We start from the raw sequence: 18,197 nt of genomic DNA, 5'->3' as shown, positions 1-18,197 counted from the left end.
GACTGGCTGTCGGTTGATGTGGTCGGCCTCCGCTGTGCGGCGCCTCAAGACTTCCTGGCGGCCTTCTTGGGGGCCTGACTCCTGGGGGAGCGGGGATGCTTGGCTGCGGCCTTGGGCTTCGCGCGAGGCGTGACGTCCTCGAACTCGTAGAAGCGCTTGCGGACGAAGTACATGGCGTTCATCAGCGCGTCGACAGGGCCCACCCCGAAGGCGTAGTCGATACCCCGGGTGACATGCTCGAAGAACATGGGGCAGTACCAGTGTGAGCGGTCCTCGAGCAGGGCAGGCCGGCCAATGGTGATGCGAGAGGTTCGCTTGATTCCGTCCTCGGTCCTATAGGACCAGTAGTCGTCCGCGATTGGATCAACGATGGCCGTGAGCTTGGGACGCCAGTCCTTCGTGGGTCTTCTTGTCCGATTCATAGGACCCCGGTCCTGTTGGATCATTTGTAGATGGCGTGGCACATGCCGATGCATGCGGTCTTGGAGCCATGGGTTGCGGCCCAGCACAGGGCTTGTCTCCGGGGAGTCCTCAACCGCCTGCAGAAGTTGGCAAGTACCTCACCGCCAGCCTCGCAGGCATCAAGGCATTCACTCTTGGTTGCGGATTCCACGTCCTGCCCAGGTTCGTTGCCGGAGGGGTCTGGAGGACACCCTTCGGGATTCAACGCGCAGAAGCTCTCCGGCCCTCGCGGATACCCATTACGAGAGTTCGTAGGCGTCTCCGGTGCCTGTACTTCGGCACAGGCCAGCAAGCCAAGCACGAGGCCCATCCACCCGCGAAAGGGGCGGCCCTCCGGCAGGGTGCTTTTCGCTGGACGACAATGCACGCGCACGCCTCCTGGTCGCTGTGCAGCCCGACACGGCCGGCTGGCATGGAACCTCATCAGGCGCCTTGCCGCCAAGGCTTTTTGGCCAGCCGATTCGGGGCGTGGCATATGCTCTCTCCGCGCATGGAGAGGTCCCGGTGGACGCCTGGAAGCTGAGGATCCTGCACATCTCTGATCTGCAAGAAGGCCACACGCGCTCCGGGCCCTGGCGGAGAGTTCTCGCTCGCAAGGGTGCCCGCGTGTGGCACACTGCGGCGCGCTATCCGACTCCTGTTCTCCATCGTCTTCTGGTCGTTCCTGGCCAGCTCCTGCCTGGTGCTCTTCCTGGGGGCACTCGTGGTGTGGGCCGTCACGCTTCCGTTCGATCGGAACGGGCGGATCCTGCACCTGTACTCGTGCTTCTGGGCGCAGCTCTACTTCTATGTGAACCCGCTCTGGCACATGCGGGTGGAGGGACGGAACCACCTGCCCTGGCGCGGGCCCGCGGTGCTGGTGGCCAACCATGAGTCGCTCGGCGACATCCTGGTGCTCTTCGGCCTCTACCGGCCCTTCAAGTGGGTGTCCAAGGCGGCGAACTTCAAACTGCCCTTCATTGGCTGGAACATGTGGCTCAACCGCTACGTGCCCCTGGTGCGTGGAGACCGGGAGAGCGTGGGGCGGATGATGGCCGCCTGCGAGCGGTGGCTCGCTCGCGGCGTGCCCGTCCTCATGTTCCCCGAGGGCACTCGCTCTCCAGACGGGCGGATGAAGGCCTTCAAGGATGGGGCCTTCCAGCTCGCGGTGAAGATGCAGTGCCCCGTCATCCCCGTGGTGCTCACCGGCACCGCGAAGACCCTGCCCAAGCACGGCCTCAAGCTGCAGACGAAGGCCCACTGCCATGTGCAGGTGCTGCCGCCCGTGGATCCGGCGCCTTTCGCCGGAGACGTCCAGGCCCTGCTGGAGCACGTGCGCAACCTCATGGTCGCGGAGAAGGCTCGCATCGAAGCGCTGGTGGCCACCCGCTGAGGTATACGAGGGGACATGGCACCTCCTCGCATCGGCTCTCTCTGGGACGCGGTCGGTAACACGCCGCTGCTGCGCATCGGTTCGCTGTCACGGCTCACCGGCTGCGACATCCTCGGGAAGGCCGAGTTCATGAACCCCGGCGGCAGCATCAAGGACCGCGCCGCCAAGGGGATGATCCAGCGGGCCGAGGCAGAGGGGAAGCTCGCGCCCGGCGGCACCATCATCGAGGGCACGGCGGGCAACACGGGGATTGGATTGGGGCTGCTGGGGCGCGAGCGAGGCTACCGCGTCGTCGTCACCATGCCGGACAGCCAGGCCCGCGAGAAGTTCGAGTACCTCGAGGCCATGGGCGTGGAGGTTCGCAAGGTCCCGACGGTGCCGTTCTCCAACCCGGACCACTTCTACCACCGGGCTCGGGCGCTCGCCGAGGAGAACGGCTGGTTCTGGGCCAACCAGTTCGAGAACACCGCGAACGGGGACTTTCATTACGCCACCACCGGGCCCGAGCTGTGGGAGCAGTGCGAGGGCCGTCTGGACATCCTGGTCTGCTCGGTGGGCAGCGGCGGGGCCATCTCGGGCGTGAGCCGCTACCTCAAGGAGAAGAACCCCTCGGTGCGCGTGGTGATGGTGGATCCGCCCGGCTCCGGGCTCTACTGCTACGTGCGAGAGGGGAAGATGGAGGGCTCGGGCAGCTCCATCACCGAGGGCATTGGCATCATGCGCCTCACGGAGAACTTCCGCCGCGCGCAGGTGGACGAGGCCCTGCGGCTGTCTGATCAGGACATGCTGGAGATGCTCTACCACCTGGCACGCGAGGACGCGCTCGTGGTGGGGACGTCGGCGGCCATCAACGCGCGTGCCGCCTACGAGGTGGCTCGGCGGCATCAAGGCCAGGGGCTGCGCATCGTCACCTTGCTCAACGATCACGGCAGCCGCTACGCATCCAAGGTGTTCAACCCGGAGTTCCTCGCCTCGAAGGGGCTTGGCGTGAAGCCCCTGCCCACGTGAGGGCTCAGTAGGCCGAGATGTCCACGTCCTCCAGGTAGCGCTTGCTCGCCGCCACCTTCTGCTTCTTCGAGGAGAGGAGGACGTCCTGGTTCTTCTTCTGATCGAACTGGCGCTTCTCGGTGACCTTCGTCCCGGTGAGCAGGTTGGTGCTCTGGCTCTCCGTGCTGCCGACGGCCCGGTCCGTGTGGGCGACATCCTCGCCGATGAGCATGAACCTTTTCTCTTGCGGATCGAATCGGAAGCGCAGCGTGGTGTGCGTCATCTCTCGCGAGCCACTGAGCTGGTCGATGATGATCACCCCCTTGTCGATCTTCACCACTCCGCCCTCGCCGCCTCCGAGCATTCCCTGGCAGCCGATGCAGTAGAGGGCCCGGTTCGAGGCGCCCGCGCGGCGGAGCTTCCCGCCCTCCGAGGACAGCAGGACCAGCAAGGCGCGAGAGCGATCGGTGACCGTTCCGTCCGCGCTCTCCGCGGGCTTCGCCTCGACCAGCTCGAGCACCACGTCTTCGCTGCCGTTCTTGTCCAGGTCTCCTCGCGTCGTGGCCTCGATCTTCCAGCCGGAGGGGACGAAGTCCTGCGGGCTCTTCCCTTCCTGGGGAACCTTGGAGAGCTCGAGCGGCGTGGGCTCCTCCGCCCATGCGGCAAGAGGCAGGAAGAGCAGCAGACCCAGGGCGAGCGTGAGTGTTCTCATGCCCGGGAGCTTGCTGCCGGAGGTGGGGGCCTGCATAGCCTCAGCCCGCGCGGCGCAGCCCCGAGTGGCCGGCCTCCACGCGCTCGCGCACCTCGCGGAGCAGCACCTCCGTGCGCAGCGGACCGGGCAGGAAGACCGATGCGCCCAGCGCTGTCGCCCGCTCCCGATCGTGCACCTTGCCCGCCAGCACCAGCTGCGCCCAGAGGCCGTGCCGCTTCACTGGCTCCACCGACTGCACCGGCGCCAGCACCACCACCCGTGCGCTCGCCTTCACCACGTCCTCGGTGCGCGCCACCTTCGCCCGCAGGCCCGCGTCCTCCAGCAGGGCCAGCAGATCCTCCGTGGCCTGGACTCCCCAGCCGTACACCCAGACCTCTGGCTCGGGCTCCGCCAAGGCCTTCGGCGCCACCTCCACCCTCGGCAGCTCCGGCTCGGTGATCCGGGCGTGCAGCGGCAGCTCCATCGACAGCGGCATCATGATGGACAAGCCATCCCGCTCGATGGTGGGCACCGGCAGGCTGCCCGGCACGATGCGGCCCAGGCTCAGGTACTCGGCGCGATCCGTCACCAGCGGCAGGTGCTCATCCGCCTCGGGGAGGGGAATCGGCTCGATGGGCCGCTGCGCCCCGAGCAGGTGCGGGTAGTAGAGGCGATCAATGGCGCGGGTGATGGCGCCATCGGTCGCCAGCAGCGCCACCACGCGTGTCTTTCCGGCCGCGCGAGCCACTTCGTCCAGCGCGGGCGGATGCGCCGGAGCCGCCGCGGCCACCACCAGCACCGAGTCCCGCGGGCCCTCGGTCCACAGCGGGACGACCCGGCACGCCTCGGCCACCTCCACCGGCAACACATCCACCAGGATGGGAGGCAGCTCCTCCTCATCCAGGTCCACCGTGGGCAGCCCCAGCTGCTGGGACAAGAGCTCGAGCACCTGCTGCGCGGTGCAGAAACCCTTGTCCACCAGCACCTGGCCCAGCGGCACGCCCCACTTGTGGTGGAAGCCGATCGCCGCGCGGAACTGGATGTCATCCACCAGTCCGGACTCTCGAATCAGGTCGCCCAGTCTCTTCTTCCGCATCGCCGCGCCCCTGGATTGGAGGTTGCGGGAATTGTCGGACGATGTGGGCGAATGTTGCCTGATGTAGTGAAATGGAATCTTTCCGTTCCCGGCGCTACAGCTTGGGCGCGATGGACACCTTCACGCCGTCGAGCCACGTCTTGTGCTCGTCCGCGTAGTAGAGGTACGCGCGGCTGGCGGGGCCGGTGTACGTGCCGGGCACCGCGGCGATCAGCGACACCGGCACGTCGATCTTCTTCCGCGGCTCCAGGCCCCGCCAGTAGAAGACCACGTCTCGGCCGATGACCTCGTAGGCGTCCACGGTCTTCTTCTTCACCAGCTCCTTGAGCTGGTCGTGCCGCACCTCGAGCCCGCCCGGCACGCCGAAGATGGCCACCGCGGTGGGGAGCTTCTCGTCGGTCTTGTTGGAGACCAGCACGCGCGCCTCGGTCGGCTCGCCCTCGGTGAGCGCCGTCTTCGCCAGCACCACCTCGAGCGCCACCTGCGTCTTGGGCGAGCTGGCCGGCGTCAGCGCGTTGTAGGTGACCTCGATGGAGTACGGCAGCTCGGCGCCGCTCTCCATCCGCAGCTCGAGCTTCCGCTCGCCCGAGGTGAGCAGCTCGGACACGTCCGGCAGCTGGATGGCCTCCTGCGCCGAGGCCTCGTACTTCACCGCGCTGCCCACCGGCTGGCCGTTCACGTAGACACGCACCGCGCCGCCCGCGCGCTTGGCCGCACGCGCCTTGTCGTAGGCCACGATGGCGCGCAGCGCGAGCACCGTGCTCTGCGTGGAGCCATAGCGGCCACCCTCGCACGAGTTCGCCAGGAACTTCATCGAGCGCTCCACGTTCGCCGCGTAGGAGGCGTTCCGCAGCCACGCCAGCACCGCCAGCGACGTGGTCTCGAGCTGCAGCGTCTCGCCCATGCTGCCGACGATGGACTGGGTGCCGCCGTCCACCACGCCGTCCTTGCCCTGCTTGGCGGACAGCCGCTCCATCAGCTTCCCGGCCTCGGCCTTATCCCCCGCCAGGGCCATGACATTGGCCGCCAGCGCCAGCACATAGCTGTTCTGGCTCTTGGCCGCGGCCTCCTTCAGCGAGGCGACCTCCTTGGACAGCTCGTGCGCCATCTCGGCCGTGCGGGGCGCGCTCTCCAGCAGCGCCCAGGTGATGTACGCGTCCGAGGTGTCGCGATCCTCGATCCACGTGTGGAGGGCGCGGCGCTTGCGCTCGAAGCCGCCCTTGCCGTCGCGCTGCTTCAGCAGCCACGCCCGGGTGCGCTCCAGCATTACCGCGTCCACGTCTCGCACCTGCTTCATGTCCGTGAAGTGCAGCAGGCCGAACGCCGTGAGCGCCTCGTGGCCGGGGTTCTCGCCGAACCACTCGTAGCCCTTCTCCGAGCACTCGAAGCCCACCAGCCGCTTGTAGCCCGTCTCGAGCTTCTCGCGCGCCGCGGCCACCAGCTTGGGGTCCACGCCGCTGTGCGACTGGAAGTACTGCTGCGCCATCGTCATCGGGTAGGTGGTGGAGCTGGTCTGCTCGAAGCAGCCGCTGGGCTCCTGGATCAGCCGGGACAGCGACTGGGTCATGTTGGCCAGCGGGCTCGGGTACACCACGATCGAGGTCTTCACGCTCCCGCGCACCACGTTGGCGGGCAGCGTCACCGTGTGCGACGCCGGCTTCTGGGGCGAGACCAGCCCGCCGAACGAGGCGCGGATCGGGAAGCCATTGGGCTTGATCGTCACGGTGCGGGTCACCGTGTCCGAGTAGTCGCCCGCGTTCGCCGTGAGCTTCAGGTCGATGGGCTTGGACTCCTGGCCGATCTGCATCTCGACGATGCGCCGGGCGCGCTCCTTCGCCGCCAGGTCCACCGCGCCGAGGGAGGCCACCCGCGCGTCACCCTTGAAGTCGATCTTCACGCCGGCGCCCTTGAGCGCCGCCGCCGTGCCGTTCACCAGCGCCACCGGGAGCTGGATCACGTCCCCCGAGGTGACCTCCAGCGGGATCTTCGGCTCCACGTAGAAGGGCTGCACCGACTCGATGGAAGCCACCGCCGAGCCGAGCGCGCCGTCATCGCCCACCGTGCCGGCGAACGTCTTGAACGAGGTGACCGAGTCGTTCAGCCCGAACGAGACCTTGGCCTCGCCCGTCTTGGCGTCGGTGCGGACGCCCGCGTTCCAGAAGAGCGTCTCCGAGAAGTCGAGCCGGTCTCCCGACTTGCGGCCCGGCCGCACGGTGTGCGCGTACTCGCGGAAGTAGACCATCTGCTGCTGGTTGGAGATGAGCTGGCCGGCCACCTCCCTGTCGGCGAGCACGTCGACATCCCTCCGCGCCCGCTCCGCCTTCTGCACGGCGTTCAGCATCCTCGCGTCGTCGGCCTGAGGCTGGAGCATCGGCTCAGCCCGGACCGCCCCGCCGACAGCGACGGGCCGGTTGGCGGGGCGCCCGGGAGGCGGGGCCGGCGGCGGGCGAGGAGCCATGGCGACGGGGGGCATGGCTTGCGGAGGCATGGCCGCTCCTGGGCGCGCGGCCATCTTCGGCATCGGCATCCCAGCGGGCATGGGCGGGGGCGCAGGCATGGCAGCCCCGGCCATGGGCATGTCCTCCTCCAGCGCCATGACGTCCATGGGCTGTGCCACGGGCACGCGGATGGCGAGCGCACGCCGAGCCAGGTCACCGTGCTGCGACACGAAGTTCGTAGGGTCCGCGAGCGCGAACCGCCGCCAGCCTTGTGTGCCGAGCAACAGGTCCACCGCCAGCTTCGCCTTCGGGTTCTTCTCATCGAAGTACACCTGCGCGTCGGCGAGCTCCTTCACCTCGGGCTCGAGCAGCACCATCACCGGCAGCTGCGGCGCCTGGTCCCGCTTCTCGATCAGCTCCAGCACCGAGTCATCGGTGACGGTGAGCATCACCAGCGCGGAGATCGGCTTGCCGCCCTGGGTCGTCCGAGCGGTGAGCTGCACCGTGTCTCCCGGCACGTAGCTCTTCTTGTCCAGCTTCACCTCGACGTCGATCGCCCTGGCCGGCTGGCGGAACACGAGCCGCTCCGCGAGCGGGCGCCCATCGTGGTCCCACACCGTGGCGACGAGCACGCCGTCCGCGTCCTTGGGATCGAGCGTCACCTGCCCCTCGGAGCCGACCTGCGCCGAGGCGACCTCCACCTCGTGCTTGCTCAGCGTCAGCTTCGCCTTGCTCACACCCGAGAGCGCCACGGAGAGGGTGACGGGCTTGCCCGCGGGCACCACGTCGTCGCTCGAGCGCAGGACGGCACCCCGGGCCTTCACCTCGGGCAGCGGGAAGGTCTTGGTGATGCCCGAGGGCTCGTCGATGCGCAGCGCGTACTTCACGCCGGCTTGCGGGGTGAACTCGAAGCGGCCGCGTCCCTCGTGCGCGGAGCGCATGGTCGTCACCGTCTGGCCCGTGGCCTGGATGATGAGCGCGCCCACGAGATCCGCGGGCTTCTGCGCGGGCGTCTTCGCCTCGAAGTAGACGCGCGAGTGGAGGCCCGCGACCAGATCGCCTCCCTCCGGGTACATCGACAGATCCAGCGTCTGCAGCAGGATGGGGATCGTCTTGGCCGCCGTCTCCACCACGCCTCCGTCCTCGATGGCGAAGGCGAGTGAGCCCTCGCCGCGCTCGATCCGCGCCGGCAGCTTGAAGCTGACCGTGCAGAGCCCCTTGTCGTCGACCGTGCCCGGCACCTGCGCCGCGGTGGCCCCGTCGACGATCGCGGTGGCGGTGATCTTCGCGCCCGCGGGAACACCGCCCTCGGCGCGCTTCACGTCCAGCGTGGCGGTGACCGTGTCTCCCGGGCCGTAGCCGTCTCGGAGGAACTCGATCTGGGACTTGAGCCGCGGTGCGCGGTAGGCCCGCACGTCGAACTTCCGCTCGGCGGGCGCCTCACCCGACCAGGGGTAGGTGACCTTGAGGGTGTACTCGCCGCCAGCCAGCTCCGCGGGCACCGTCCACGCGTAGCCCCACACCGAGTCCTGCGTCTGCACATTCGCCGAGGTGACCACGTCCCCCTTGGGGCCGCGGATCTCGATCATCGCCTGCTGCGGCTGGGAGCTGGGCTTGTGGCTGATCGCCTCGAGCATCAGGCCACGTGCCAGCACCTGCTCGCCGGGGCGGTACATCGGCTTGTCCGTGCTGACGAAGGTCAGATACCGGTTAGGTCCGCCGAGCGAGCTCGTGTCCGCCTTGGTGGCGAGCACCTCCTGGACGGTGATGGGGACAGCCAGACCCACGGCGAGCAGCGCCACGAGGGCCCGAGGGGCGAGGTTGATCAGCATGAGGGCTCCAGGAAAGGAGGATGAGCGTCGGGGAGAAACGGGCCAGCGCGGCGAAAGTTCTCCGGAGGTGGACCTGCTCGCCATCGTAGGCCGGGATTCCTGGGGGCTCCACCTGGAGGTCTGCGATTCCAGTGGGTTAGGCTGGAGAGATGAAGCTCGTGGCCAGCGTGCGGACCCTGACGGATGTGGAGAGCGCGGCCGCCGCGCTCGGTCGAGCCACCGGATTGACGCTCGCCGAGGCGCGCATTCGCCTGGCGCCCGAGCCTCCGGCGATCCTCGCCAGCCTCGCTCCCCAGGCCGCGGATGCGCTCGTGGAGGAGCTGCGCAAAGCGGGGGTGGCGGTGCTCGCGTTGGAGGGCGCGGCGGCGGCCGAAGGGCAGCGCGTCGTGGCCCGCACCGCCAAGCTCGGGCCGACGGGGGCCACCTTTCAGGCTCGTACGGGGGTTCCCATCGAGCTGCCGTGGGCCGAGCTCGTCACCATTCTGCGTGGCGCCAGCTCGGTCCGCTCCGAGACGGAGGTCACCCAGAAGTCCAAGCAGTTCTCCCTCTCGACGGCCCTGGCCACCCAGGGGTTGAAGACGTCCACGACGGTGGAGAAGACGGCGCGCTCCCAGCAGGAGGAGACTGAGCAGGCCATCCTCCTGCACGGCCGAGGCGGCCAGCGCATTGTGCTGCGCGAGCGGGAGCTGGACTTCTCGTGCCTGGGCACCGCGATGCAGCCCACCCGCACCGCCAACATGGTGGCGCTGGCGCGGGTGCTCAAGGAGCGAGCACCCGCGGCCTTCTATGACGAGCGTCTGCTGCGCCTGGGCCGCCGGCCGCTTCCCATGTTCCTCGGCGGTGAGAAGCGCGTGCAGGAAGGTAAGAGCTCGCAGACGCGCACTGACACCTCGGGCGGGTTGGAGCTGCTTGGAGAGATCCTCTCTCTCGCGGTGCAGCAAGGGCTCCTGCCGTGACGTGAGGCGAAGGCGCCCGGGGTGCCTCGTTTACCCCTGAGGGCAGGCCACCGGCTCGCACCGGCCCTGGCCGTGGGCCTCGCAGCAGTAGAGCGGTGCGCGGTGCTCGTCGAGGAAGCGCATGTTCCAGCCCGCAGGGAACACCTCGAGCACGGCGAAGCCCCAGGCCGTGGAGCCGAAGTAGAGGTGGGCGCCCGGGGCTGGATCCGGACCGAACCGCTCGGCGCGGGTCTTGGCGGAGCTTCCCGAGATGAAGACGTCGTAGCCCTTCGCCGTGAGCGAGTGCTGCAAGTCGTGGTCATGCCCAGACAGCCACGCGTCGATGTGGCCTGCATCCTCGAGGCGGCGCACCCGCTCCTGATAGGCCTGGGTGCGGGTCTCCGGCCGGTGCATGCCCGAGGTGACGGCCATGTGGTGCGAGGCGAGGAAGCACCGCCGCCCGCCGCAGCCGGCGATGGCCTCCTTCACGAAGGCCACCTCGTCGTCGAAGGAGAAGGCGTAGCCGTCGAGCGACAGCGTGTTCGAGTCGAACAGGATGAACCGGGCCACCGGCGTGTCGACGACGAAGTGCCGGGCCGGCATGTCCCAGCCGGGCCCGTGGTGAGCGAGCTCCAGGCACGCCTTCGCGCGCGAGACATTCGGGGGCAGCTTGTCGCCGTCCATGCACGACAGCGAGTAGCCGATGTCGTGGTTGCCGAGCACGGAGTGGATGGGCAGCGCTTCACCGTCCGGGCGCTTCAGGCCCGCGAGCGGGGAGTGGAAGATGGCCTGGAACTGAGGATCCTCGGGCGGCCGGTAGCCCGGGGAGACGGTGTTGCCATCGGCGCTGAAGGCACAGTCCATGGCCCCAGGCAGCGCCAGGTCCGGGCCGCAGGGGTAGAGGTTGTCTCCGAGCTGGAGCCCGAAGTCGAAGGGCCTCGCCTGATGCTCCTCGATCATGGCGCGAGCCACCAGCTCCTGCTGCTCGCCATTGATGCCGAAGTCGCCGAAGACCAGCACTCGGAGGAGCGGGGCGGCGGAGCGATCCAGCGTGCTGGTGGCAGGCGTGGGGGCCGCGAGGAACGTCACTCGTCGGAACCAGAGGCCCTTGATGAGGGCGACGGGACCCAGCAGCACGACGAGGGTCAGGATCACGTAGACGCCGAGGCGTCGCTTGGACGGAGCTGGCACGAGGCGTCATTCACGCCGCCGGGCCGGCGGCCTCTGATGGACGAGGCACGCCGGACCCGAGCGGGCCGGAGCGGGAGGACTACCCTGCGGCGCGGATGGACTCGCGCAGCACGTCGGTCATGCGGCGCAGCTCGTCCGGGGTGGAGATGAACGGCGGGCCCATGGCGATGATGTCGCCGGTGAAGCGGAACAGCACCCCGCGCTTGAGCGCCTCCTCGAACACCTTGACGGCGCGCAGGCCGGGCTTGCCTTCGATGGGCGAGAGCTCCACCGCGGCGGCGAGCTGGCAGTTGCGGATGTCGATGACGTTGGGCTCGCCCTTGATCGAGTGCACCGCGTCCTCCAGCACCGGCACCAGCGACTTCACGCGCTCGTTGATGCCCTCGGCGGCCAGGATGTCCAGCGTGGCGTGCGCGGCGGCGACCGCCAGCGGGTGGCCCGAGTAGGTGTAGCCGTGGAAGAACTCCACCGCGTGCTCCGGGCCCGTCATCAGCGCGTCATGGAGCTCCTTGCGGACGATGACACCGCCCAGGGGCACGGTGCCGTTGTTGACGCCCTTGGCGAAGGTGATCATGTCCGGCACCACGCCGTAGTGCTGGGCGGCGAAGTTGGAGCCCATGCGGCCGAAGCCGGTGATGACCTCGTCGAAGATCAGCAGGATGCCATTCTTGGAGCAGAGCTCCCGCAGGCGCTGCAGGTAGCCCTTGGGCGGAACGATCACGCCGGCCGAGCCCTGCATCGGCTCGACAATGACGGCGGCGATGGTCGAGGCGTCGTGCAGGGCGATGATCCGCTCCAGCTCGTTGGCCAGATGCGTGCCCCAGGTGGGCTCGCCCTTGGTGAAGGCCATCTCCTTGAGGTTGTGGGTGTGGGGCAGGTGGTCCACGCCAGTCAGCATGGCGGAGGGGTACGCCTTGCGGTTGGCGACCATGCCGCCCACCGAGATGCCGCCAAAGCCGACGCCGTGGTAGCCCTTCTCGCGGCCGATGAAGCGGGTGCGGTGGGCCTCGCCCTTGGCGCGGTGGTAGGCCAGGGCCATCTTCATCGAGGTGTCCACGGCCTCGGAGCCCGAGTTGACGAAGAACACCTGCCCCATGCCGGCGGGGGCCATGCTGACGATGCGCTCGGCCAGCTTGAAGGTGGGCGGGTAGCCCATCTGGAAGGCGGGGCTGTAGTCGACCGAGTCGAGCTGCGCCTTCACCGCCTCGACGATCTTCGGGTGGCGGTGGCCCAGCCCGGAGCACCATAGGCCGGAGAGCGCGTCGAAGAGCTTCTCGCCCTCGGTGGTCCAGTAGTAGGCGCCCTCGGCCTTGGCCAGCATGCGGCGGGCGTGGTGCTGCTTGAAGTAGCGGTTGTGCGTGAACGGCATCCAGTATGCCGACAGCTCACGATCATTCGGTTCGAGGTTTGCCATGGAGCGCTCCGTCTTGGGCGATGAAGGTCTCTCCCACTATCGCATCCCCGGAGATTTGGGCAGCCCTCGCAGCATGGCGAAGCTTCCAATATCGGCCATCCGGAAGGGCTCCAAGTTGGCGCCGTTACTTTGCTCCATGCGCCGAGTGCGTGCTATCCGTACCGCATGTTCGCCGAGGCGCGCCCGTTCTACCGCCGCCCCCTGCCGCTCATGGCGATCGCCACCACTCTCGTTCTGGCCGCTTCGGCGATCGCCTTCGCGCGAGCAAAGCCGGTCAGCGAGACACAGTTCCCCGCGCTCGAGCCGCACCCTTCGAGTGAGCACAACCTGGCCCTGTACCGCTACGGCTCGCAGGTGCGGGCAAGCTCGGTGTTCTGGCCGAACCTGCACCATCCGGGCTTCGCCGTGGATGGCTACGCGACGCCGAGCGGGACGGAGAAGTGGGCCTCCGCGCCGGATGACTCCGCGCCGTGGATCGAAGTGCGCTGGGACAAGCCGCGGCACCTGAGCCGCGTGGTGCTCACGTTCTCGGGGCGCATCGAAGGCATGGGCACGATGCGCGATTACAGGGTGGCGTGCCTCGTGAAGGGCCAGCGGGTCTCGGAGCGCGTGGTGCACGACAACGCCGCCGACATCGCGCGCCATGAGCTGGGGTGTGACAGCGCCGAGGGAGTTCGCGTGGACTTCCGAGCGGGACCTGGGACCGCGAACGATCTGGTGCGCCTGTATGAGCTGGAGGCGATCGGGCAATGAAGCTCGCGCCGCGCACGAAGCGGGGCCTGAGCCTCATTGTGGCGCTCGGCGCGGTCGCGCGCCTGGTTGCCATCGCGTTCCATCCGGCGCTGCATCCGGACGAGTTCTTCCAGTACCTGGAGCCCGCCTGGAAGCACCTCTACGGCTATGGGTGGATGGCGTGGGAGTGGAGCGTGGGGCTCCGGTCGTGGGTGCTCCCGGGGTACCACGGAGCGTGGATGGAGTTGCTCGGCTGGCTGGGCATCCGCCGCGGTGAGTACCTCCTGCTGTTCCTCCAGGCTCACTGGGCGCTGGTGTCTGCGACGATGGCCATCGCGGGGTTCATCGCGGGGCGCGCGATGACGCGAGAGTTCATCGCTTCGGGCGATGCGCGGCCGGAAGGGGATGCGCACGAGGCCGCGATCGATGCTGGGGGGCTGCTGGCGGCCTCTGCCTGCGCGCTGTTTCCGACGCTCGTCTATTTCGGGCCGCATACGCTGACGGAAGTCCCCTCGATGATCCTCTTCGTGTGGGGCTATGCCCTCTGGGTCGATGCGCGCACGCGGCCCGATCGCGAGAGTGTGAGGCGTGGGCTCGCGGTCGGCATGTTGCTCTCACTGGGGGCGTGCATCCGCATCCCGAACGCGCCGCTCGCGCTCATTCCTCCCATCGACTGGCTCTTGCGCGGGCGCTTCCGCACGACGCTGGCTGTCGCCCTGGGAGCGCTCGTGCCGGTCGCGTTCTCAGGGGCGCTTGACTGGGCGACGTGGGGCCGGCCGTTCCACTCGGCGATTGCGTTCATCGATTACAACTTCGTCCAGGGGCGCGCCGCCGAGCACGGCCAGTCGCCTCCGCTCTGGTACGTCGAGGGTGTGAGCGCCCGCACGGGAGGTTTTCTCCTCGTGATGGCCGTGGTCCTCGCGCGTGGCTTCCGTCGCGTGTGGACCTGGGCCGCTCCCGCGCTGCTGCTGCTCGCGTACCTCTCCACGCAGGCGCACAAGGAGGAGCGATTCCTGGTGCTCTTCTGGCCCCTCCTGCTCACGGCCGTCGCCGCGAGTGTGGCGGGCTGGATCGCCCAGCAGCAGGCGCAGGAGGGGGTGCGCGCGAGCACCTTGTGGATGATCGCCAGCGTCCTCGTCCTGGGCCTCTTCGTCGAGGATGGGCTCGCCATCGCGCGCGAGCCCGACTCCGACTACACGAGGAGGTTCGCCGTGTACCAGGCCCAGGCGTGGGTGGGGCAGAGGCCGGACCTGACGGGGCTGCTCATCGAGGATCGTGTCCACCTGAACGGGGGCTACATGCTCACGTCGAAGAACGTTCCCCAGAACATGCTGGCGAACGAGTTCGTGCGCAACCCGCTCTTCAACTACGTGATCGCTCGCGAGACCACGTCCCCGGCGGGATTCGCTTCCCTCGGCTTCGCCCGGGTGTGGAGCACGCCGGGCTATGTGGTGTACCGGCGTGGAAACGAATAAAGGAGCCTCGTGACAGGGCTGTGAACCCAGGGGCTGCGCGGGTGTGCGCACTGCTGCACAGCCTCCTGCACAACCGCTCTCGCAAACCCGCATGGCGCCGTGCGTCAGCCGCTGGCTCGCTCGCTGCAACCACTCCTCCTGAGTCATACGGAGGAGAGGACCCAGATGAACGGAACGAAGTGGGATGTGCGAGTCCTGGTGATCGCAGGCGTGGCGTTGCTGAGTCTTGCGGGCGTGTTCCTGTGGACGGACCTGCACTCGTTGCGGCGGTGCTCGCCGTGTGGCGCTCCCGGAGGCCGGGAGTGGAGCAGGATCGGATCCAGTCCGTTGTCACCTGGTACGGCCTGACGGCAGCGGCCATCGCCACCTCGTGGGCGTTCTACTTCCACTTCCTCACCATGGGCATCGCGGAGGATGACGTGAGCCGTCGCCTGGTGCTCACCCTGGGCTGGCTGGTCACGGGGGTGGCCCTGGTGCTCCAGGGTCGCAAGCGCGGCGAGGGCGTCATCCGCGACGCGGGCTTTGCCTTCATTGCCATCTCCATGGGCAAGGCGCTGCTCTATGACACCACGCACCTCAGCGGCACGCTGCGTGTGGCGGGGCTGGCTGGTGCGGGCCTGCTGATGCTCGGTGGCGCGTGGCTGTCCACCCGGAACTCGCCTCGGAGCGCTTGAGATGGGACCCCTGCTCTCCATGGTCAGTGTGCTGTTTGTCGCCACCACTCCTGCGAGTGCCTGCTACGTGCCCTCGGATCAGACCGCTGGTTGGAAGCGGGTGGCCCTGCCAGAGGATGCCCCTGCGCTCGCGGCCCCCACGGGCATCGATCAGTTCCGGGCGGGTGAGCGCGCCTTCCTCCATGAAGAGGACCCGCAGAATATGTATCAGGGTGCCTCCAAGCAGCACCCCGGGCGCATGGCGTACAGCTTCTGGATGCCGAAGGGCACCTTCCGAATGGAGCTGGACTTCTTCAGCTCCCTGGACGGAGCGAAGGTGGATGCCACGGCCTACTCGGGAGGACGCGCCTATCCGCTCCTGAGCGGGCGGCGGCACTCCGGTGGGCAGCTCGCGCTCGAGTGGAACGTGCGGGACGTGGACAGCGTCGTGGTGGAGGTTCACCACCACCTCCGCGAGGAGCCGGTGGTGCGTCACTGGCGGGTCGACCGTGAGGTCCTTCCCTCTCACGAGGTGTCGGTCCCGACGGCTTTCCAGGGCCCCCGCATGCTCTACTTCCGGCATCCGGGCGGCAGGCGTATCGAGCTCTGTGATACTCCGAATCAGCCTCTGGTGCTCTCGCGCTGGCCGGAGGGAGTACCCACGGATGTGACGCTCCGCCGCCAATCCGCAGTTCCGTAAACACGGAACAGTGTTACTTGGCGGCCCCAATGGGGTGCGCGCCGTGAATCATGCCGCACTTCGCTCGTTGGCGAGCGCCGAACGGCTCACGTAGAACGCCACGCTGAACCAGACAATCCCGGTGATATCTGTTGCCAACAGCGTCAGCGTCGAGCTGCTGACACCATCCGGTGCGAGTAGAATCCCGACGAGTCTCGCCGTGCCGAGCCCGAAGAGCGTCAGCGCGCCTGCGGCGAGCCCTTGTGTGCGGCGCGAGGGCGACCAGCAGCTATAGACCAGGAACAGCGCCAGCCCTAGCTCGAGCCCACCGTAGACTGCGCGAGCATCCGAAGTCGCGTCGCCGTTCGTGAGGACAATTCCCAGCGGCTGCGCCATGACAACGGGGTGCGCGAGCCACTGGACGCCAAATGCCGCGAAGGCAATCGCGCCCAGACCGAGGGTCCCCATCACGAAGAGAGTAGCCAGTCTGCTGGAGGGGAGGGCCAAGGTTCAACTCGCTGGGTCTTCGTGGTGGGGGCAGTGCTGCAGCGCCTCCACGAATGTAGCACAGGTGCTGGAGGCCGATCTGGCCGGCCTCCGAGCTCTCCTCCCTGCCCGCTCATACGCATCTGCAGGCCAACGACAAGGCAGGGCCTGGAGCGGCCATGCGCGAGCGCTCGGCTCGGACTAGAGTCCGCCGTCTCCATGAGTGCGCACCCCGAAGAGGACTCGGCGATGGCCAGGTTCCTCCGTTGGCTCGAAGAGGGCGGAGCCTGGGTCTCCAAGCTCCACATCGCCACCCCGGAGGGGGGCGAGCGAGGAGTGCTCGCGCTGGGCGACATTGCCCCCGAGGAGACGATCATCCGGATCCCGCGCCGCCATGTGCTGACCGTGGAGGAGGTCCGGGCCTCCGAGCTCGGCCGGTTCCTCGATGCGGACGCCCGGATCGATGAGGAGCGGACGTACCTGTCCGCCTTCCTCCTGCACGAGCGGGAGCGAGGCGAGGGCTCCTTCTGGAAGCCGTTCCTGGACATCCTGCCGAAGTCCTTCCCCACGCACCCCTTCTACTTCGAGGAGCACGAGCTGGCGCTGCTGGAGGGCTCCTTCCTCTGGGGGATGGTCGAGTTCCAGCGGAAGATCCTCGCGGAAAGGTATACGCGGCTGTGCGAGCAGCTCCCCGGGTTCGGCCGGTTCACCTTTGAGGAGTTCAGCTGGGCGCACTTCGCGGTGGTGTCGCGCACCTTCAACATGTCGCGGGGTGGGCCCCAGGTGCCATGCCTGGTGCCGCTCGTGGACATGATCAACGACGGCAGGCCCTGGGACAGCCAGTGGAGCTGGTCGGAGGAGGAGCAGCACTTCCAGGTGAAGTGCGTGAGCCGCGTGCCCCAAGGGCAGGAGCTCCACACCACCTATGGCAACCGGGGGAACCTCAGCCTGCTGCTCCAGTATGGCTTCGTGCACGAGAACAACGCACACGACGAGGTGCTGCTCCTGTTCGGCATCCCCGAGGAGGATCCCCTCAGCGCCGAGAAGCAGCGGTTGCTGGGGTTCAGCACTGCCTACGAGCACCGCTCCTTCAAGCTGCTGCTCACGCCTGACGTCGCGGTGATGGCAGAGCTGTTCTGCTACCTGCGCGTCATCCACGCGGAGGCCGAGGAGCTCGCCACGCTCGCGGCGGCTCCCGACGCGCTCACCCGCGCGAAGAGTCCCTTGAGCGAGGGCAACGAGGCGAAGCTGCTCCCCGCGCTCGTTGCCGCCTGTGAGGCGCGGCTGGCCGGCTACGCCACGTCGCTGGGGGAAGATGAGCGGATGCTTCGGGAGGAGCCGCTCTCGCTCAACGCGCGCAACTGCGTCCTGCTGCGGAGGGGTGAGAAGCGACTGCTCCAGTCGTATGTGGAGCGGGTCCGCTTGGGCGACTTGCCCTCTCGGCCGGGGGAAAGTTGACCCGGGGGGCGTGCTTCACGGAGGGCATCTTCCACTGAGAGGGTGTTGAGCCAAGGCACTCAGGCAAGGCGGCCCAGCATTAGCCGGATCATGCCCAGGTAGACGAACGCTTCGCAGGACTCCTCCGTTCGCTCGTAGTCTCTGGCCAAGCGTCGTTCTCGGCTCAACCACCCGAACGTGCGCTCCACAATCCAGCGCTTGGCCTGGAGCACAAACCCGGGCGTAGGGTCCGAGCGTTTCACGATCTCCACCTCGACCCCGGACTGCTGAGCGATGCGCTCGACGCGCGGGCCTTG

General features: G+C 68.1%; 16 protein-coding genes. 8 read left to right on the top strand and 8 right to left on the bottom strand.

The window, feature by feature from the left end:
* Positions 1 to 44: 44 nt before the first annotated feature.
* The gene (locus ACJ8AT_RS39765) at positions 45 to 422 is read right to left on the bottom strand and encodes a hypothetical protein (protein WP_407743222.1); all 378 of its coding nucleotides are present in this window, start codon (positions 420 to 422) and stop codon (positions 45 to 47) included.
* A 722-nt stretch (positions 423 to 1,144) separates the two neighbouring features.
* On the opposite strand from ACJ8AT_RS39765, the gene ACJ8AT_RS39760 reads away from it, so the two are divergent.
* Together ACJ8AT_RS39760 and ACJ8AT_RS39755 are read left to right on the top strand one after the other, a co-directional pair.
* Positions 1,145 to 1,834: a lysophospholipid acyltransferase family protein gene (locus tag ACJ8AT_RS39760; protein WP_407743278.1), complete on the top strand. Its 690-nt coding sequence runs from the start codon at positions 1,145 to 1,147 to the stop codon at positions 1,832 to 1,834.
* Positions 1,835 to 1,849: 15 nt separating this feature from the next.
* A complete protein-coding gene (locus ACJ8AT_RS39755) occupies positions 1,850 to 2,842 on the top strand; it encodes a cysteine synthase A (RefSeq protein ID WP_407743221.1) in 993 nt (330 codons plus the stop codon).
* Between the two features lie 4 nt (positions 2,843 to 2,846).
* Here ACJ8AT_RS39755 and ACJ8AT_RS39750 read toward each other — a convergent pair whose 3' ends face one another.
* The 3 genes from ACJ8AT_RS39750 to ACJ8AT_RS39740 form a co-directional block, all read right to left on the bottom strand.
* Positions 2,847 to 3,533, bottom strand: coding sequence for a hypothetical protein (locus ACJ8AT_RS39750; protein WP_407743220.1), 687 nt, complete (start codon positions 3,531 to 3,533; stop codon positions 2,847 to 2,849).
* Positions 3,534 to 3,573: 40 nt separating this feature from the next.
* Positions 3,574 to 4,608, bottom strand: coding sequence for an ATPase (locus ACJ8AT_RS39745; RefSeq protein WP_407743219.1), 1,035 nt, complete (start codon positions 4,606 to 4,608; stop codon positions 3,574 to 3,576).
* A 94-nt stretch (positions 4,609 to 4,702) separates the two neighbouring features.
* Positions 4,703 to 8,878 carry an MG2 domain-containing protein gene (locus ACJ8AT_RS39740; protein ID WP_407743218.1) on the bottom strand — a complete coding sequence of 1,392 codons (4,176 nt, stop codon included), beginning with the start codon at positions 8,876 to 8,878 and terminating at the stop codon, positions 4,703 to 4,705.
* A gap of 149 nt (positions 8,879 to 9,027) precedes the next feature.
* Between ACJ8AT_RS39740 and ACJ8AT_RS39735 the strand changes: the two genes are divergently transcribed.
* Complete coding sequence (locus ACJ8AT_RS39735) at positions 9,028 to 9,834, top strand: hypothetical protein (protein ID WP_407743217.1); 807 nt, start codon at positions 9,028 to 9,030, stop codon at positions 9,832 to 9,834.
* 30 nt (positions 9,835 to 9,864) lie between these two features.
* Here the strand turns inward: ACJ8AT_RS39735 and ACJ8AT_RS39730 are convergent, their stop codons facing one another.
* Both ACJ8AT_RS39730 and ACJ8AT_RS39725 read right to left on the bottom strand, forming a co-directional pair.
* On the bottom strand, positions 9,865 to 11,004 hold the full coding sequence (locus ACJ8AT_RS39730) for a metallophosphoesterase (RefSeq protein WP_407743216.1): 1,140 nt from the start codon (positions 11,002 to 11,004) through the stop codon (positions 9,865 to 9,867).
* A gap of 79 nt (positions 11,005 to 11,083) precedes the next feature.
* Positions 11,084 to 12,418 carry an aspartate aminotransferase family protein gene (locus tag ACJ8AT_RS39725; RefSeq protein ID WP_407743215.1) on the bottom strand — a complete coding sequence of 445 codons (1,335 nt, stop codon included), beginning with the start codon at positions 12,416 to 12,418 and terminating at the stop codon, positions 11,084 to 11,086.
* A gap of 165 nt (positions 12,419 to 12,583) precedes the next feature.
* Here ACJ8AT_RS39725 and ACJ8AT_RS39720 point away from each other — a divergent pair, with 165 nt between their 5' ends.
* From ACJ8AT_RS39720 to ACJ8AT_RS39705, 4 genes are read left to right on the top strand one after another with little or no spacing between them, the layout of a single operon-like run.
* Positions 12,584 to 13,171, top strand: a complete 588-nt coding sequence (locus ACJ8AT_RS39720) for a discoidin domain-containing protein (protein ID WP_407743214.1) — start codon at positions 12,584 to 12,586, stop codon at positions 13,169 to 13,171.
* On the top strand, positions 13,168 to 14,625 hold the full coding sequence (locus ACJ8AT_RS39715) for a hypothetical protein (RefSeq protein ID WP_407743213.1): 1,458 nt from the start codon (positions 13,168 to 13,170) through the stop codon (positions 14,623 to 14,625). Before ACJ8AT_RS39720 ends, ACJ8AT_RS39715 begins: the two co-directional genes overlap by 4 nt.
* On the top strand, positions 14,580 to 15,299 hold the full coding sequence (locus tag ACJ8AT_RS39710) for a DUF2339 domain-containing protein (RefSeq protein WP_407743212.1): 720 nt from the start codon (positions 14,580 to 14,582) through the stop codon (positions 15,297 to 15,299). Before ACJ8AT_RS39715 ends, ACJ8AT_RS39710 begins: the two co-directional genes overlap by 46 nt.
* Position 15,300: 1 nt before the next feature.
* The gene (locus ACJ8AT_RS39705; protein ID WP_407743211.1) at positions 15,301 to 15,978 is read left to right on the top strand and encodes a hypothetical protein; all 678 of its coding nucleotides are present in this window, start codon (positions 15,301 to 15,303) and stop codon (positions 15,976 to 15,978) included.
* Positions 15,979 to 16,026: 48 nt separating this feature from the next.
* Here ACJ8AT_RS39705 and ACJ8AT_RS39700 read toward each other — a convergent pair whose 3' ends face one another.
* Positions 16,027 to 16,425, bottom strand: coding sequence for a DUF4345 family protein (locus ACJ8AT_RS39700; protein ID WP_407743277.1), 399 nt, complete (start codon positions 16,423 to 16,425; stop codon positions 16,027 to 16,029).
* Between the two features lie 237 nt (positions 16,426 to 16,662).
* On the opposite strand from ACJ8AT_RS39700, the gene ACJ8AT_RS39695 reads away from it, so the two are divergent.
* Positions 16,663 to 17,901: an SET domain-containing histone-lysine N-methyltransferase gene (locus ACJ8AT_RS39695; RefSeq protein ID WP_407743210.1), complete on the top strand. Its 1,239-nt coding sequence runs from the start codon at positions 16,663 to 16,665 to the stop codon at positions 17,899 to 17,901.
* Between the two features lie 59 nt (positions 17,902 to 17,960).
* On the opposite strand, the gene ACJ8AT_RS39690 is transcribed toward ACJ8AT_RS39695, so the two are convergent.
* Positions 17,961 to 18,197, bottom strand: a 237-nt coding sequence (locus tag ACJ8AT_RS39690; RefSeq protein ID WP_407743209.1) for a transposase, incomplete at its 5' end; no start/stop codon positions are given.

The sequence above is a fragment of the Hyalangium sp. genome (assembly GCF_045802625.1).
Classification (GTDB): domain Bacteria; phylum Myxococcota; class Myxococcia; order Myxococcales; family Myxococcaceae; genus Hyalangium.
This window is presented reverse-complemented; position numbering and strand designations above follow the sequence as displayed.

Bases quoted from the DNA above. Each gene is read 5' to 3' on its own strand.
- ACJ8AT_RS39765 (WP_407743222.1), bottom strand. From the start codon at position 422: ATGAATCGGACAAGAAGACCCACGAAGGACTGGCGTCCCAAGCTCACG.
- ACJ8AT_RS39755 (WP_407743221.1), top strand. From the start codon at position 1,850: ATGGCACCTCCTCGCATCGGCTCTCTCTGGGACGCGGTCGGTAACACG.
- ACJ8AT_RS39750 (WP_407743220.1), bottom strand. From the start codon at position 3,533: ATGAGAACACTCACGCTCGCCCTGGGTCTGCTGCTCTTCCTGCCTCTT.
- ACJ8AT_RS39745 (WP_407743219.1), bottom strand. From the start codon at position 4,608: ATGCGGAAGAAGAGACTGGGCGACCTGATTCGAGAGTCCGGACTGGTG.
- ACJ8AT_RS39740 (WP_407743218.1), bottom strand. From the start codon at position 8,878: ATGCTGATCAACCTCGCCCCTCGGGCCCTCGTGGCGCTGCTCGCCGTG.
- ACJ8AT_RS39735 (WP_407743217.1), top strand. From the start codon at position 9,028: ATGAAGCTCGTGGCCAGCGTGCGGACCCTGACGGATGTGGAGAGCGCG.
- ACJ8AT_RS39725 (WP_407743215.1), bottom strand. From the start codon at position 12,418: ATGGCAAACCTCGAACCGAATGATCGTGAGCTGTCGGCATACTGGATG.
- ACJ8AT_RS39720 (WP_407743214.1), top strand. From the start codon at position 12,584: ATGTTCGCCGAGGCGCGCCCGTTCTACCGCCGCCCCCTGCCGCTCATG.
- ACJ8AT_RS39715 (WP_407743213.1), top strand. From the start codon at position 13,168: ATGAAGCTCGCGCCGCGCACGAAGCGGGGCCTGAGCCTCATTGTGGCG.
- ACJ8AT_RS39705 (WP_407743211.1), top strand. From the start codon at position 15,301: ATGGGACCCCTGCTCTCCATGGTCAGTGTGCTGTTTGTCGCCACCACT.
- ACJ8AT_RS39700 (WP_407743277.1), bottom strand. From the start codon at position 16,425: ATGGGGACCCTCGGTCTGGGCGCGATTGCCTTCGCGGCATTTGGCGTC.
- ACJ8AT_RS39695 (WP_407743210.1), top strand. From the start codon at position 16,663: ATGAGTGCGCACCCCGAAGAGGACTCGGCGATGGCCAGGTTCCTCCGT.